We start from the raw sequence: 14,515 nt of genomic DNA, 5'->3' as shown, positions 1-14,515 counted from the left end.
ACCGGACACAGAGTCCGAGCGGTTCGGAGGAGAGCAGCCATGACGGACGCGACGCGGCACCGCCCCGCAGTGCACGCGCTGCTCACGGACGGGACCACCGTGCGCATGGAGCGGCTTCGCCGCCGGCTCCCTCGCTGTCGCTTCTCGCCGTGGCCGCTACCGTCGGATGTGGAGCGACCCGTCCTGGGTCTGCTTGGAGGCGGTGATGGCCAAACACACGGGCAAAGCTCTGCGTCTGACGATTTTCGTCGGCGAAAGGGACACGTGGCATCACAAAAGTCTCTATCCCGAGATAGTGCGCAGGGCTCACAAGGCAGGACTGGCCGGCGCCAGTGTTCTGCATGGCATCGAGGGCTATGGTGCGTCCTCCCTCGTACACACCCAGCGGTTCTTCTCGCTGGCCCTGGATCTGCCGGTCGCCGTGATCATCGTGGACGCCGAGGAGAAGATCCGTGCCTTCCTGCCGGTGCTGGACGAACTGATCGGTGAAGGGCTGGTGGTCGTCGACGAGTGTGAAATCGTTCGCTACGTCCGCGACAGCGATCCGCGGTCAGCGTGAGGGGGCGTCCTCCTGGCGTACCACGACGACGGGACAGGCCGCGTGCTGGGCGCACCGCTGGCTGACCGACCCCAGCACCAGCCGGGCGAAGCCGCCGCGCCCGCGGCGTCCCACCACGAGCACCTCTGCCCCTTCCGACGCACGGACCAGTACGTCAGACGGGTCGCCCTCGACGAGATGCTGCGTGAGTCCAGGAGGGGGGCCCTCGGGAAAAACGGTCCGCAACTCCTGGGCGAAGCGTTCACGGGCTTGTTCGACGTCGAACAGGGGCTCGATCGTCGGTCCGTCCCACCCTCGGGCGGCCGGTGTGTCCCAGACGTGGATCGCCTCCACGGCACCGCCGATGGTCCGCGCATGGCGATCCGCCCACAGCAGAGCGGCGTACGACGAAGGGGAGCCGTCGACGCCCACGACGATCCGCGGTACCTCAGAGGATTCCATGGCCCATCACCTCACCCAGACGGCCCCCGCTCTTCCACGCTGCCGGAACCCTCGCCACCGCGCCAGCCGGCCCTGGCAGAGCTGAAGCATGCCGGACGAGCCCTGCCTCGAAGGTGAGCTGCGTGGCGCCACCCGGCTGAGGACGCGAGGCTGGAAGTGGGGGCCGGCCCTGTGAGCAGGTACCTGGAGGTGGCATGACTGGTGCGGACGGGCGCCGCCCGATCGTGGTCGGCGTCGATCCTGACCCGGAGAAGCGCCTGGCACTGTCCTGGGCCGCCGACGAGGCACAGCGGCGCAGGCTGCCCCTGCGGCTCGTGCACGCTCAGGGAACCCCCACCGGCGGCTACCGGTCGGGGGAGGTACGGCCGTCGTGGGAGGAATGGAACCGCGAGCTGCACGGGCTCGGTGACCGGGTGCTGAGGGACGCCGTGTCCTTCGTGGAGACCCGGCAGCCGACGGTGGAGCTGTCGACGCTGCTGGCGGAGGGCGAGCCTGCGTGGATTCTCCACGAGGAGACGCGCAACGCCTCGCTCGCGGTGGTCGGTTCCTGGCACCTGAGCAGGCGGCGCACACTCTTCTCGGCCCCCTCGGTGGCGCTGCCGCTCGCGGCGCATGCCGCTTGCCCGGTCGTGGTCGTACCGGAACCCGAGCACATCACCCAGCAGCCCGCCTACTTCGTGGTCGGTGTCGACGGCAGCGAGCACTCGGCCGAAGCCGTGAACCTGGCCATGGAGGAAGCGGCACTACGCGGCGCGAACCTGCGGGCGTTGTACGTGTGGCATCCGCCGCTGCTCGGGCTCCTGGACGAGCACGCCGCGCTGGGCGAATGCCGCCGGGTCCTGGCTGAGACGGTCGCGGGTCGCACTGAGGCGCACCCGGACGTGGAACTGCACCACGAAGTCGTGCGTGGTCACCCCGTGGACGTCCTGACACAGGCGTCCGAGCACGCCCTCGGACTGGTCGTGGGTTCTCGTGGACGCGGCGGATTCACGGGCATGGTGCTGGGTTCGGTGAGCCAGGGAGTACTCCATCACGCGCGCTGCCCGGTCATCACGGTTCCGGCCTGAGACCAGGTGGCCAACTCTCGTCCATGTCAGGGCTGTCCGAGCCACACCAGCCTGTGACCGCATTTCCCGCCGCGGACGTCTTCACCGGCAGTCCCGTGCGCAGGTGACCGCGCCGGGCCGTGGTCACCTGCCGTATCCCCTTCACCCAAGACGCAGCGCGACCTTGAGCGCGCCGGAGGTCACACCGTGGGCGAACACCTCATAGGCCTCTTCCGCCTGGTCGAGCCGGAGGGTGTGGGTGATCAGTGGTGAGACCCGCAGGCGCCCGAACCTCAGCAGCTCCATCAGCCAGGGCGTGGACGAGGTGTCGACCTGGCCGGTGCTGATCGTGACGTTCTTGCGCCACAGGGACTCCAGGTGCAGCGTGCTGGACCGGCCCGGTGTGCCGACGACGGCGATGTGGCCGCCGGTGCGCACGGCGCGGGTGCACAGCACGAACCCGTCCGGCTCGCCCGACGCCTCGACCACCACGTCGGCGCCCGGCCCGTCGTACAGCTCGGCGATCATCCGGCCAGGCGTCTCCGCGGCGTCCGCACCCATGCGGACCGCGGCGTCCAGCCGGGCGGCGGAGAGGTCCACCGCGACGACCCGGCGCGGCGAGTAGAGCCGCGCGATCGCCACGGTGGCGAGACCGACGGGTCCCGCGCCCACCACGACCACGATGTCTCCTGGACCGACCTCGCCGTTCCGCACGCCCACCCCGTAGGCGGTGGGCAGCACCTCGGAGAGGAGGACCGCCTCGTCGGCCGGGCCGGAGAAGGACAGACGGTGCGTCGACTGGTCGGCGAACGGCACCCGCACGTACTCGGCCTGGGTGCCGTGGATCAGGTGTCCCAGGATCCACCCGCCGCCCCCGCGGCACTGCCCGAACATGCGGTCGCGGCACGGCAGGCATCGGCCGCAGGCGGAGACGGACGAGACAATGACACGGTGGCCCGGCTGCAGCCGTCGGACGTCGCTGCCGGTCGAGACCACCTCGCCGACCGCCTCGTGACCGAGAACCGTTCCCGCCGCCACGTCGCCCAGGTCCCCGTTCAGGATGTGCAGGTCGGTGCCGCAGATCGTCGTGGTCTCGACACGTACGAGGGCGTCCGTGGGTTCTTCCACCACGGGATCTTCGACGGTCTCCCAGGAAATCCGCCCGGGGCCGTGATAGACGAGAGCGCGCATGGTCACCCACTCCCTGACAGTGTGGCCGCCCTCGTCCACCGTCGCCCCGTACGGTCCGCCGGGCAACCGGTGACACCTACCGCGATGAGACATCGGTGATGGGGCGGGGCCGGGGGTGTCCAGGACGGCAGCGTCACAGGGACAGAGGCGGCACCGCTCCGGCCAAGGCGAGCCAACTGGTCAGCTCCTCTGGATCGCAGGCCCCGCTGCGGAAGCCGATGTGGCCGTCCGGACGCACCGCGACCAGGCCACGACCAGGACTGTCGGACAGCCGCAGGGCGGTCGGCCTCGGCCCGTTCAGCGTGTCCGGCTGTGGAACCGCGTCGCTTCGCAGCAGCAGGTGCACCCCGGGGCGCGTCAGCAGCCCGCGGAGCCGCTCCGTCGAGTCCCCGACGCGGACCGCCGCATCCGGCAGGCGGTCTCCCGCCCGGGGAGCTCCCCGCAAGCGCGGCCTGCCTTCCGCGCGTCGAGCCCCGCGGCACCTGGGTGAGCCGGCCGGCGCGGGCGAACGCCGGCACCCACTGGGGCAGCGGTCGTCAGTCGGGCTCCATGTAGGGGCGCCGGAACACCGGTGCCTGAGCCGTGCCCCATGGGCGTACGGCGGCCAGGGCCTGTTCGACGGCGGCGCCCAGGGAACCGCTGGTGTCGACCGTGGCGGCCTCCGGCCAGGGCGGTTCCGCGCCCCGCATCGCCGCGGCGACGGAGGCGTCTGCGTCCGAGGGCTCCGGCGTGCGCGCGTCGAGGCGCGCCGCGGCCACGTCGTCCGGCACGTGGCAGTGCAGGGCGACCAGGTCGGTGCTGGTCCGTTCGGCGACGCGCAGGGCGGCGTCCCGCTGAGCCTCGTCGGACCACGTGGCGTCCAGGACGACGGACTCCCCGGCGGACAGCAGCGCGGACGCGTGGTCGAGCAGCGCCGCGTACGTCCTCGCCGTCCACTCCGGTGTGTAGATGCCCTCGCGGTACCCTGCCGCAGCGGACCGGTCCGCCGGGATGCCCGCCAGTTGCTTGCGGAGCCGGTCGCTGCTGAGCAGGGCGACCCCCAGGCGGTCGGCCAAGGCCCCGGCCAGGGTGGACTTGCCGCTGCCCGGCATCCCGCCGACCAGGGTGAGGCTGACGGCCGCTGCCCGAAGATGCCGCAGCGTCGTGGAGAGCAGCCGCCGGAACACCGCCTCCGCTCCCGGCGCGCCCTGGCGTGCCTGGATGAGCGACACCTTGGCGCGGACGAACGCGCGGTAGGCGACGTAGTGGTGCCACAGGGAGGGCGGCGCCGGGTCGCCCGAGAACTCGCCGTACCGCGCGAGGAAGAACGCGGCGGCCTGCGGAGCGTCGAGCTGTTCCAGGTCCATGGCGAGGAACGCGGCGTCGTCCAGGCCGTCGACGTACCGCAGGTGGTCGTCGAACTCCAGGCAGTCGAGCAGGCGGGGGCCGTCGTCGAGGCAGAAGATGTCTTCGGCGAGCAGATCGCCGTGTCCGTCGACCACCCGGCCCTGCTCGATCCGTGCGTCGAACAGCAGCTCGCGCCCCGCCAGATAGCGGCGTGCCAGCCGCTCCACCTCCGGCAGTCCGTCGGGCAGGTCGCCGTCCTGCGTCAGCTCACGCACCTGCCGGAAGCTGTCCTCCCAACGCGCTGAGAGAGCGTCCCGAGTGCCCTGCGCGTCCACCTGCGGGCCTCTGGGCGCCCGCGCGTGCCAGGCCGCGAGCTGCCGGGCGACCGACCGAAGGACGTCGTCGACGTTCGCCCCCTCACGCACCAGATGAGACAGACGGCGGTCCGTCGGCATCCGGCGCATCACCACGAGCGGCTCCGGATCCCCGTAGCCGGGCTCGCGCAGTTCACCGAGTCCCAGGTAGACGTCGGGGGAGAAGCGCCGGTTGAGCGCCACTTCCCGCTCGCACGCCGTACGGCGGGCCGCGACCGTCGTGTAGTCCAGGAAGCCCAGACTCACCGGCTTCTTCAGCTTGTGGACCCGGCCACCGGCGAAGAACAGGATCGCGGTGTGCGTCTCACACACGTCCGCACGCGGCGGCAGGACCTCACTCACGGTCTCGTCCTCCGCCGTTCAGGAAGGGCTGACCACATAGCGGTGCTCCCCGTCTCGCTGGAAGCTGGAAGGCGTGGCGACTCCGTAGTTCGAGAAGTACCCCAAACCGGTGCACGACGCATGTCCACCGGGACGCCGGGCCCGGCCACAGGGGTGCAGCGGCGACAGCCCGCCCGGGGACGTTCGGCCCTGTGTCCGATGCGCCACTTGCCTCAGGCTGGAAGGAGCGGGGGACGAGCCGGCCACCTGCTGGAGGTGGATCATGAGTGCACGCAATCCGCCACCCCCGGGTCCGCAGCCTCAGCGCCACGAACATGTGCCCAGGAAGGCGAATCCGCTCCGTCGCGGCTCGGACCGCTTCGAGGCTCGGATCTGCCGCATTCTGCTGCTGATCCTCGTGCTCGGCCTACCGGCCGCCTCGCTGGGCACGGGACTGGCCACCTACCAGTCGGCCATGCAAACAGTGCGGACCCAGTCGGCAGAGCGCTATGAAGTCGACGCCGAAGTGGTGTCGGCGGGTGAGACGGTCCCCGCCACCAAGACACAGCAGGCGCAGGTCCGCTGGCTCGACGAGGCAGGGACGGCGCGGACGGACGACACACGGGTGAAGGCGCACACTCCCGAGGGCGCCACCGTGCGGGTATGGGTCACACAGGACGGAGCCGTCACCGTCCCGCCGATGACGCAGAACCAAGCCGTGACGACCGGCTGGTTCACGGGCACGGCGGCCGCGGCCGGGTTCGCGGCCGTGATCTACGTGACGCGGAAAGGAATGCGGCACGAGCTCGATCGGAAGAGGTACGCGCAATGGGACGCCGAGTGGGAGCGGGTGGAGCCTCTGTGGGCCGCTCGGTTCCGCCGGTGATCCGGCGTGACCGGACACGGCCAGGGAGGCCATGCACATGTCCGACGCGACGACGACCGACCTGTACGAAGTGACGATGGCCATGTCCTACCTGCAGGAGGGCATGACCGGTCCCGCCACCTTCAGTCTTTTCGCCCGGAGAATGCCCGCCGAACGAGGCTTCCTGGTCGCGGCGGGACTGGAGTCGGCTCTGGACCATCTGTCCGGCCTGCTCGTCGGCCCCGACGACGTCGAAGCGTTCGCTTCCGTCCTGCACCGCGCACCGCGCGATCTCGCGCCCCTGCTGGGCCTGACGTTCACCGGTGATGTGCGGGCGGTGCCCGAGGGGCGGATCGTGCTCGCGGGGGAGCCCCTGCTGGAGGTGACCGCGCCCTTGCCCGAGGCGCAGCTCGTCGAGACGTACGTGCTCAACCAGCTCAACCACCAGACCGCCGTCGCGGCAAAGGGAGCCCGGTGCGTTCTCGCGGCGGACGGGCGCCCGGTGGTCGACTTCTCCCTGCGCCGCACCCATGGCACGCAGGCCGGGTTCCAGGCGGCACGCGTGGGGGCGATGGCCGGTTTCGCCGGCACCAGCAACGTGGCGGCCGCCACCGCCCTGGGCATCCCGGCCGTCGGCACGATGGCGCACTCCTATGTCGAGGCGTTCCCCACCGAGGAGGACGCTTTCCGCGCCTTCGCACGCGCCCACCCCGGCCCGGTGACCCTGCTGGTGGACACCTACGACACCGAGGAGGGGGTGCGGACCGCGGCACGCGTCCTGCGGGAACTCGGACCCGCCGTCCACGCGGCCGGTTCCGCGATCCGCCTGGACAGCGGCGACCTCGGAGCCCTCGCGCGGCGCGCCCGGTTCCTGCTCGACGACGCGGGCCTGCCCGGCGTGAGCATCACCGCGAGTGGTGGTCTGGACGAGTACGCGGTGGAGGAACTCGTCAGCTCAGGTGCACCGATCGACACGTACGCCGTGGGCACCCGTTTCGGCGTTTCGGCCGACGCGCCGTACTTGGACTCGGCGTACAAGCTGGTCGAGTACGAGGGCCGGCCGGTGATGAAACTGTCGTCGGCGAAGGTGACCGCACCCGCCCCCAAGCAGGTGTTCCGCGGGCTCGGGTGCGCGGACGTGATCGGTCTGACCGACGAGCGGCCGCCGGCCGGGGCGGAGCCGTTGCTCGAGACGGTGATGCGCGACGGACGGCGCACCGGCCCTCGTGCCACGCTCGGCGAGTGCCGGGACAGGCTCGCCGCGGACCTTGACGCACTGCCGCCGGCCGCCCGCCGCATCCGGGGACCTGTCGCCCCGCACCCGGCGGTCTCCGAGCGGTTGCGCGACCTCACGGCCCGCGTCAGGCACCGCACCGAGGCTCATGCGGGCGCGGTCTCCAGCCCGTCACCGTCCGAGTGACAGACCGTGCCCACATGTGGGAGGGCGCGCGCCACGCTCGAGGTCGCCGCGTCACGACGCGGTGGCGGGCCGTCCGACGTCGTCGGTCCGGTAGCCGAGGTGCTCGCTGACCGACACCACCCCGTCGACGCTGCGGCCCAGACGCTCGATCACAGGGATCAGACTCCGGTACTCGACCGAGCCCCTGAGATCGACACCGGGGGCGCCGACATCAGCTCCTCGGCACGAGAACCCTCCGCCTTGGCACGCTCCCACGCTTCGAGGTGCGGGACGGGCACCCGGCCCGACGGATCGGCCTGGTCGACCGTTTCACGGAGCAGATCGGCCTCGGACGCCACGCCCAGGGGGCGGTCCAGGTCGCCCACCACCGGTACGGCGGTGACGTCGTTCTCCGCCAGCAGCCTGGCGATCTCCTTGAACGGCGTGTCGCGTCGTGCCGTCACGACGTTCCGGGTCATGAGTTCCGCGACCGTTCGATGCTGCATGTCGCCTCTCCCGTCCGGACCGTGACCGCCGTCATGGCCGGTCTCACCGCCCGCTCACAGGGTTACGCGCCGGTCGAGCCGTGCGGCGGGGTGCCGCCCGTGGCACGTTGGATACAGCACCGTTCTGAGGAGAGGGCGGCGGTCATGCGAGCTCACCCTGGCGACCGGCCCGTCGTGGGAAGCCCGGCGACCGGCGTCGTCGGGCGCCACGGCGGGATCGTCGGACTGCGCCATGACGACGGAACGCCTCCCTACGACGTGCGCCGGCCGGACACGGACGACATCACGCTCGTGTTCCCGGGCCCCGACGCGCACATCCGGCACATCGACCGGCCGGCGTTCGGCCGTCGCACGCCGCGGGCGCTTGCACCGTGCGGAAGCCCGCCCGGCGCGCCCACACCGCCCCGTGGGCAGGCGGCGCACGCGATGACTGGGCGGCGATCCCGCCCACGCACGTCACAGGCAAGCGCGTCACTCCCGCCGACGAGCAGGCACACACGAGCACCGGTCCGAGAGACGAGCAGGCACACACGAGCACCGGTCCGAGAGGGGTGGCCACGGTGACCCGACCGACGCCGGCCGACAAGCAGGTGACCGCTCTCGTCCGAGATGCCACCGCAGCCCCGTCCATGCACAACGCGCAGCCCTGGTTCTTCCGCTACTTCCGTCGCAGCCGCACGTTCGAGATCCATGCCGACCAGGCACGTGCCATGCCGCACTCCGATCCCCAGAACCGAGGTCTGCACATCGGCTGCGGCGCCGCCCTGCTCAATCTCGAGGTCGCCGCCGTCCACGAGGACCTGCGTCCGGACACCGCATTGCTGCCCGACCCCACGGACCCCGCGCTGGTGGCGACGGTACGGCTGACTCATGCCGCAGCCGACAGGAGCGGCCTCGGTGCGCTGTACCCGGCGATACACCGGCGCCACACCAGCCGTTACCCGTTCGGAGAGCGGGAGATCCCGGACGCCGTCCGGGAGGAGCTGCGAGCGGCCGCGGACGCCGAGGGAGCGACCCTGGCCTTTCCCACCGCGTGGCACCTGCAGGAGGTGCTCGAACTGGCGCGGGAGGCAGAGGCACGCAACGCCACCGACCGGGGGGCCGACGAAGACCTGGTCCGATGGACGCGTACCGATGCGGCCTCGGCGGCCACCGCGGACGACGGGGTTCCCCACTACGCCTTCGGGCCGCGCCGACGGGGAGGCAAGGCGCCGGTGCGTGACTTCGCGGGCTCCAGGAGGGTCCCGGGACGTGAAGCGGCCGACTTCGAACACCATCCCCAGCTGGCACTGGTCAGCACGGCCCACAATCGTCCGGAGGACTGGCTCCGCGCGGGTCGAGCCGTGGAGCGCGTGCTGCTGCTGGCCACCCTCAGGGGCCTGGCCGGCTCCTTCGCCACCCAGCCTCTCGAATGGAGTGACCTGCGCTGGCCTCTGCGGGACCCTGTGGCGGGCACGGGTTACGCACAGACCCTGCTACGGCTGGGCTACGGCCCTCAAGGGCCGGGTGCACCACGCCGGCCGGTGTCCGACGTGCTCGACGTCCAGCCGTGAGCCCGGTGATGCCGGCCCCCGTCCGCCGACTCGGCACCACGCGCTCCACGGCACGCACCGCGCTTGACGGCGACAACCCTCCGGGTCGTCACATCGCTGACGGGACCGCAGACGCAGAACCCGTCGGCTCACCTGGTGCCCGGCCGTACAGCTCCACCATCACCGCCGAACAGCTGAGTGAAGCCCGGGAGCCGCGGCGATGGTGTCGCGACGGCACCTCCGGAGTGCGACGGTGTAGTGCAGGGAGTACGCAACGACCGGTGCAGTAAGGCGGTGGTGACCGTGGAGCTCCCCCTTGTCGTGGGCGTCGACGGTTCCGACTCCAGCCTGGAGGCGGTGGACTGGGCCGCGGACGAGGCCGCGCGTCTTCGGCTGCACTTGCGGATCGTCCATGCCTCTCTGTGGGAGCGGTACGAGGCCCGGGTACCGTCCTTCGCCACCGCCCGACCCGCCCAGGAGATCCTGGCCGACCACATCGCGGCGTCGAGCGTCGAGCGCGCCCGCCTGCGCCACCCGGAGCTGGAGGTGTCCACCGACGTAGTGCCCGAGGACGCGGTGTCCGCGCTGCTGCACGCGGCTCAGGGGTCTGCCGCCCTGGTCACCGGATGCAGGGGGCGTGGCGGGGTCACCGGCATGCTGCTCGGATCGGTGAGCCTCACGGTGGCCGCCCGGGCCGTCTGCCCGGTGATCGTGGTGCGCGGTGAGGAGCGGAACCGGCAGGGCGCACTCGGTCAGGTGGTGGTCGGTGTCGCCGATCCCACCCGGAGCTCGGCCGCCGTGCGGTTCGCCCTCCGTGAGGCCGCGGCACGCGGCTGCGCGCTGGAGGCCGTACGGGCCTGGCGCCGCCCGGCCCACCAGCATGCCGACCACCCGCTGATCGCGGACGAAGCGGGGGCCGTACGCGAGGAACACGCCTCCGCGGTCCTCACCGACGTACTCCGCGACGCAGACCATGACCATCCGAACGCCGACGTGCGTCGCCGGACGGTCGAAGGGCCCGCCCACCAGGTGCTCCAGGACGCTTCCCGCCGCGCCGACCTGCTCGTCGTGGGCGCGCGGCGGCGGCACGGCCACATCGGCCTGCAACTCGGCCGGGTGGCCCACACGCTGCTGCACCACGCGGCATGCCCGGTGGCCGTCGTTCCCCAGCGGAACTGACCCCGGTCCGGGCACCGTTCCGCGTCCCCCACCGGGTGACGGGAGGGCCGGCATGTCCGAGTGGACCTGGGAGTACGAGGGTTACCTCCCGGGAGAGGAGCGGCTGCGGGAGGCGCTCCGCACGCTCGGCAACGGATGCTTCGCCACCCGGGGCGCCGTGCCCGAGAGCCGCGCGAGCCTTCTGTACTACCCGGGCACTTACGCGGCGGGCGTCTACAACCGCCTCGAGTCGAGACCCGCGAGGACGCCCTTCACCTCGACCCGGTGCCACTCCCGGCCCTGTCCGAGTACAGCTTCTCCCTGCGGTACCGCGGCCACAGGGGCATCGGCGTTCGCCGCCGAGACGGAGAGATCGAGATCGAGATCGAGGTCCCCGATTCGGAGGAGTCACCGGTCAGCGTGGTGGTCGCCGGCCGCGCCGTGAGCGTCGCACCGACCGATGACGCCGACGGCGGCGGCGAGCAGGAGGCCGATCAGCCGGCTGCGGAAGTGGTCCAAAGTGCGTCACCACTGCGGCGCGCGGGCCGGTCCGGCCGGCTCGTCGGCTCCGTGGCCGGCGGCTCGCCGCTCGGCTTCGGCCGTGGTCAGGCCTGTGGCCGGGGACGCCGGGCAGGTCCGGCACGTCGGTGGCCTCCCACCCCGCCCACGGAGGGCTCGGCGGTGACGCGAGGCCGGGGCGGGGACCGCGGTCCGCCGGGACACGGTCACTCCTTGCCGCGGACGACGGTGACGGGGCAGTGCGCGTGGTGCAGCAGCGCCTGGCTGACCGATCCCAGGAGCAGGCCGGTGAAGCCGCCACTGCCCCGGGCTCCGACCACCACCAGCCGGGCTTCCTTGCTTGCGTCGATCAGCGCGTTGCGGATCCGGGACCGCACCAGGCGCCGCTCGACGGTGACCTGCGGATAGATCTCCTGCCAGGCGGCCACGGTACGGTCGAGGAGCCGCTGTTCGGCCTCCCGCAGCTGGTCGGCGTTCGCCACCATCGCGGCCAGCGGATCGAGGGGTGCCTTGTAGGCGCCTTCGCTCCAGGTGTTCCACACATGCAGCGCCACGAGCGGGGCACCGCGCAGCGCGGCCTCGGCGAACGCGAACTCCACCGCCCGCTCCCCGGCCGGGGAACCGTCCACGGCGAGCAGCACCGGCCCGTCCGGCTCCGGACGGCCGCGTACCACCATCAGCGGGCCGTGGCCGTGCGCGGCCAGATGCACCGCCGTCGAGCCGAGCAGCAGCCCGGAGAAGCCCGTCAGGCCGCGACTGCCGACCACTGTCAGCGCCGCCGACCGTGACTCGATCTCCAGGACCTCGATCGCGTCACCGGTGACCACCGAGCGAGTGATCCCGATGCCCGGTGCGGCCGCATGAGCCCGCTCCTCCGCCAGGGCCAGCTGCCCGTGCACCATCGGTTCCAGGCCGTGGTCGGCCGGACTCCACGGCGCCGCGCCGGCCGGCAGATGGGCGGACGGGCGGCCCATGGCGTGGACGATGCGCAGCGATGTGCCGCGCAGGCGGGCTTCGCGGGCCGCGACACCGACCGCGGCGAGGCTCGACTCCGAGCCGTCCACCCCTACGATCACCGGATCACTCACGGGGGCCTTCCTCTCCTTCGTGGAGAGGCCGCGGATCCGGCCTCTCGGTTTCACCCTCCAGCAGGGCGATCACCCCGGCCAAGGTCCGACAGGGCCAGAAACCGGGCCACTCGGCCCTGACCCGGCCCGCCGACCGGCCAGGAGACTGTGTTCCCCCGGACGGACCACGCCGGAACGCCCGTACTCGGGTGGCCTGTCACGCGTGCCGAAGAACGAGTACGACGGGGCCCCGGGGAGCGGCCCCGCCCGCACGGATCCGGACCCGACACGGCCGACAGGGTGATAGGCATGGACGTCAGCGAGGTACTGCTGCCCGGCGTGGGAATGCGCTACGAGTTCGTCAACCACGAGGGCGACCGGGTGGGCGTCGTCGCCCCGCGGTCGGGGGAGTTCGAGCTGGTCGTCTACCCGGGCGACGATCCCGACGAGGCCCACCCCGTGCTGAGACTGACGAGCGAGGAGGCCGACGCCCTCGCCGAGATCTTCGGTGCCCCGCGCATCGCGGAGCGTTTCGCCGACCTGACGCGCGAGGTGCCTGGGCTGAGCGCGGGGCAGGTCGAGGTCCGGCCCGGCAGTCCGTTCGCCGGCCGGATGCTCGGGGACACGCGGGCCCGGACGCGCACCGGCGCGTCGATCGTGGCGGTCGTCCGGGGTGAGGACGTCATCGCCTCGCCCAGCCCCGTCCAGCCGTTGGCAGCAGGGGACGTGCTCGTCGTCATCGGGACCCGCGAGGGCATCGCCGGCGTCCAGCGCATCATCCAGAGCTGAGCGGTGCACACTCCCGTCGCCCTGCTGCTGGAGCTGGGGATCATCCTGACCGCGCTCAGCCTGCTCGGCGCGGTCGCCCGGCGCTTCGCCCTGTCACCCGTGCCGCTGTACCTGGTGGCGGGTCTCGCCCTGGGCGACGGCGGAATCGCCCCGGTGCCGGCCGCCCGCGAGTTCGTGGACACCGGCGCGGCGATCGGCGTGATCCTCCTGCTGCTGACGCTCGGTCTGGACTTCACGGTGCGGGAGTTCACCGCCAGTCTCGGCCGGCACCGGTTCTCCGCCGTCGTCGACCTCGTCCTCAACGCCGCGCCCGGTGCCGGGGCGGGCCTGCTGCTCGGACTGGACGCGGCGGGCGTCCTGGCGCTGGCGGGCGTCACCTACGTCTCCTCCTCGGGCATCGTCGCCCGCCTGCTCCGTGACCTGCGCAGACTCGGAAACCGGGAGACCCCGGCGGTGTTGGCGGTGCTGGTGCTGGAGGACTTCGCGATGGCCGTCTACCTGCCGCTGCTGGTCGTCGTCACCACCGGTGGCACCTGGTCGGAGGCGCTCACGGCGGTCCTGGCCGCCACGGCCGTCGTGGTCGCGGCGATCGTCGCATCCGGCCGCTGGGGCCACCACGTCGGCCGGGTCGTGTCCCACACGGACCCCGAGCAGGTGCTGCTCAGGCTGCTCGGGATCACGCTGATCGTCGCCGCGCTGGCGGAGGTCGTCCATGTCTCGGCCGCAGTCGGGGCCTTCCTGGTGGGCCTCGCGGTGACGGGCGCCGCCGCCGACCGGGCCCGGACCGTCCTCGGCTCGCTGCGCGATCTGTTCGCGGCGGTGTTCTTCCTGGCACTCGGCATGTCCGTGGACCCCGGCGACCTCCTGTCCGAGCTGCCTGCCGCACTGGCTCTGGCCGTGGCCACGGCCGCGACCAAGGTGGCGACCGGATGGTATGCCGCCCGCCGCGAGGGAGCGGGCCGACGCGGCCGGCTGAGGGCCGGGACGGCGCTCATCGCGCGCGGGGAGTTCTCGGTCGTCATCCTCGGACTCGCCGGCCCCACGCAGGACCGGCTCGGGGCCGTCGTCACCACCTACGTGATGCTCCTCGCGGTGTTCGGCCCCCTCCTCACGCGTCTCGCGCCCACCCGCCCGGCACCGCCGCGGAAGAAGCGACCGGGCGGTGGGCGAGGCGTGCTCAGGGAGAACGGTCCGCTTCCCGCACCTCCGCCACCGGACAGCGCGCGTGGTGCGGAAGACCCTGACTGACCGACCCGTGCAGCGGACCCGCGAAGCCGCCCCGGCCCCGGGCGCCGACCACCAGCACCTGGGCGGAGCGGCTCGCCTCGATCAGCGTCTCGCGCGGACCGCCGTGGACCGTCCTCCGCTGCACCACGTCGGGACGGCGCTCCCGGCTTCGGCCGTGGCGGCGACCAGGGGCCG

At 72.3% G+C, this 14,515-nt stretch carries 12 protein-coding genes and 5 pseudogenes; 11 read left to right on the top strand and 6 right to left on the bottom strand.

From position 1 onward, the window contains the following. Positions 1 to 205 precede the first annotated feature (205 nt). On the top strand, positions 206 to 559 hold the full coding sequence (locus MTR79_RS18455) for a DUF190 domain-containing protein (protein ID WP_189364656.1): 354 nt from the start codon (positions 206 to 208) through the stop codon (positions 557 to 559). Here MTR79_RS18455 and MTR79_RS18450 read toward each other — a convergent pair. Next, complete coding sequence (locus MTR79_RS18450; RefSeq protein WP_102638628.1) at positions 551 to 1,000, bottom strand: universal stress protein; 450 nt, start codon at positions 998 to 1,000, stop codon at positions 551 to 553. The two genes, MTR79_RS18455 and MTR79_RS18450, sit on opposite strands and share 9 nt — an antisense overlap. 194 nt (positions 1,001 to 1,194) lie before the next feature. On the opposite strand from MTR79_RS18450, the gene MTR79_RS18445 reads away from it, so the two are divergent. Then, positions 1,195 to 2,067, top strand: a complete 873-nt coding sequence (locus MTR79_RS18445; RefSeq protein ID WP_244791341.1) for a universal stress protein — start codon at positions 1,195 to 1,197, stop codon at positions 2,065 to 2,067. Between the two features lie 141 nt (positions 2,068 to 2,208). Here the strand turns inward: MTR79_RS18445 and MTR79_RS18440 are convergent, their stop codons facing one another. Both MTR79_RS18440 and MTR79_RS18435 read right to left on the bottom strand, forming a co-directional pair. Beyond that, positions 2,209 to 3,237: an alcohol dehydrogenase catalytic domain-containing protein gene (locus tag MTR79_RS18440; RefSeq protein WP_244791340.1), complete on the bottom strand. Its 1,029-nt coding sequence runs from the start codon at positions 3,235 to 3,237 to the stop codon at positions 2,209 to 2,211. Between the two features lie 536 nt (positions 3,238 to 3,773). Next, positions 3,774 to 5,249, bottom strand: a complete 1,476-nt coding sequence (locus MTR79_RS18435; RefSeq protein ID WP_244793236.1) for an AAA family ATPase — start codon at positions 5,247 to 5,249, stop codon at positions 3,774 to 3,776. Positions 5,250 to 5,541: 292 nt separating this feature from the next. On the opposite strand from MTR79_RS18435, the gene MTR79_RS18430 reads away from it, so the two are divergent. After that, the gene (locus MTR79_RS18430) at positions 5,542 to 6,144 is read left to right on the top strand and encodes a hypothetical protein (protein WP_244791338.1); all 603 of its coding nucleotides are present in this window, start codon (positions 5,542 to 5,544) and stop codon (positions 6,142 to 6,144) included. A 37-nt stretch (positions 6,145 to 6,181) separates the two neighbouring features. Further along, a complete protein-coding gene (locus MTR79_RS18425; RefSeq protein WP_189364660.1) occupies positions 6,182 to 7,543 on the top strand; it encodes a nicotinate phosphoribosyltransferase in 1,362 nt (453 codons plus the stop codon). Positions 7,544 to 7,594: 51 nt separating this feature from the next. On the opposite strand, the pseudogene MTR79_RS18420 reads toward MTR79_RS18425, so the two are convergent. Continuing rightward, positions 7,595 to 8,028, bottom strand: a pseudogene (locus tag MTR79_RS18420) (CBS domain-containing protein). A gap of 144 nt (positions 8,029 to 8,172) precedes the next feature. On the opposite strand from MTR79_RS18420, the pseudogene MTR79_RS18415 reads away from it, so the two are divergent. The 5 genes and pseudogenes from MTR79_RS18415 to MTR79_RS18395 all read left to right on the top strand — a co-directional run. After that, a pseudogene (locus tag MTR79_RS18415) lies at positions 8,173 to 8,358 on the top strand (DUF1918 domain-containing protein); the annotation flags it as partial. A gap of 299 nt (positions 8,359 to 8,657) precedes the next feature. Continuing rightward, positions 8,658 to 9,581 carry a nitroreductase family protein gene (locus tag MTR79_RS18410; protein WP_189364875.1) on the top strand — a complete coding sequence of 308 codons (924 nt, stop codon included), beginning with the start codon at positions 8,658 to 8,660 and terminating at the stop codon, positions 9,579 to 9,581. Between the two features lie 282 nt (positions 9,582 to 9,863). Next, positions 9,864 to 10,739: a universal stress protein gene (locus MTR79_RS18405; RefSeq protein WP_189364662.1), complete on the top strand. Its 876-nt coding sequence runs from the start codon at positions 9,864 to 9,866 to the stop codon at positions 10,737 to 10,739. 52 nt (positions 10,740 to 10,791) lie between these two features. Continuing rightward, a pseudogene (locus MTR79_RS18400) lies at positions 10,792 to 10,971 on the top strand (hypothetical protein); the annotation flags it as partial. A gap of 32 nt (positions 10,972 to 11,003) precedes the next feature. Further along, positions 11,004 to 11,108 (top strand): annotated as a pseudogene (locus MTR79_RS18395) (glycosyl hydrolase family 65 protein); the annotation flags it as partial. Between the two features lie 335 nt (positions 11,109 to 11,443). Here MTR79_RS18395 and MTR79_RS18390 read toward each other — a convergent pair. Beyond that, positions 11,444 to 12,325 carry a universal stress protein gene (locus MTR79_RS18390; protein WP_244791336.1) on the bottom strand — a complete coding sequence of 294 codons (882 nt, stop codon included), beginning with the start codon at positions 12,323 to 12,325 and terminating at the stop codon, positions 11,444 to 11,446. A gap of 288 nt (positions 12,326 to 12,613) precedes the next feature. Here MTR79_RS18390 and MTR79_RS18385 point away from each other — a divergent pair, with 288 nt between their 5' ends. Both MTR79_RS18385 and MTR79_RS18380 read left to right on the top strand, forming a co-directional pair. Then, a complete protein-coding gene (locus MTR79_RS18385; RefSeq protein WP_189364663.1) occupies positions 12,614 to 13,093 on the top strand; it encodes a cation:proton antiporter regulatory subunit in 480 nt (159 codons plus the stop codon). Between the two features lie 3 nt (positions 13,094 to 13,096). Next, complete coding sequence (locus tag MTR79_RS18380) at positions 13,097 to 14,341, top strand: cation:proton antiporter (RefSeq protein ID WP_244791334.1); 1,245 nt, start codon at positions 13,097 to 13,099, stop codon at positions 14,339 to 14,341. Here the strand turns inward: MTR79_RS18380 and MTR79_RS18375 are convergent. Beyond that, positions 14,271 to 14,486: pseudogene (locus MTR79_RS18375) on the bottom strand (universal stress protein); the annotation flags it as partial. The gene MTR79_RS18380 and the pseudogene MTR79_RS18375 overlap by 71 nt on opposite strands. Positions 14,487 to 14,515: the final 29 nt, after the last annotated feature.

The organism is Streptomyces sp. BJ20 (assembly GCF_022869105.1).
Taxonomy (GTDB): domain Bacteria; phylum Actinomycetota; class Actinomycetes; order Streptomycetales; family Streptomycetaceae; genus Streptomyces; species Streptomyces griseoincarnatus.
The sequence above is the reverse complement of the archived record's forward strand: the minus strand, read 5'-3'. Positions and strand labels throughout refer to the sequence as shown.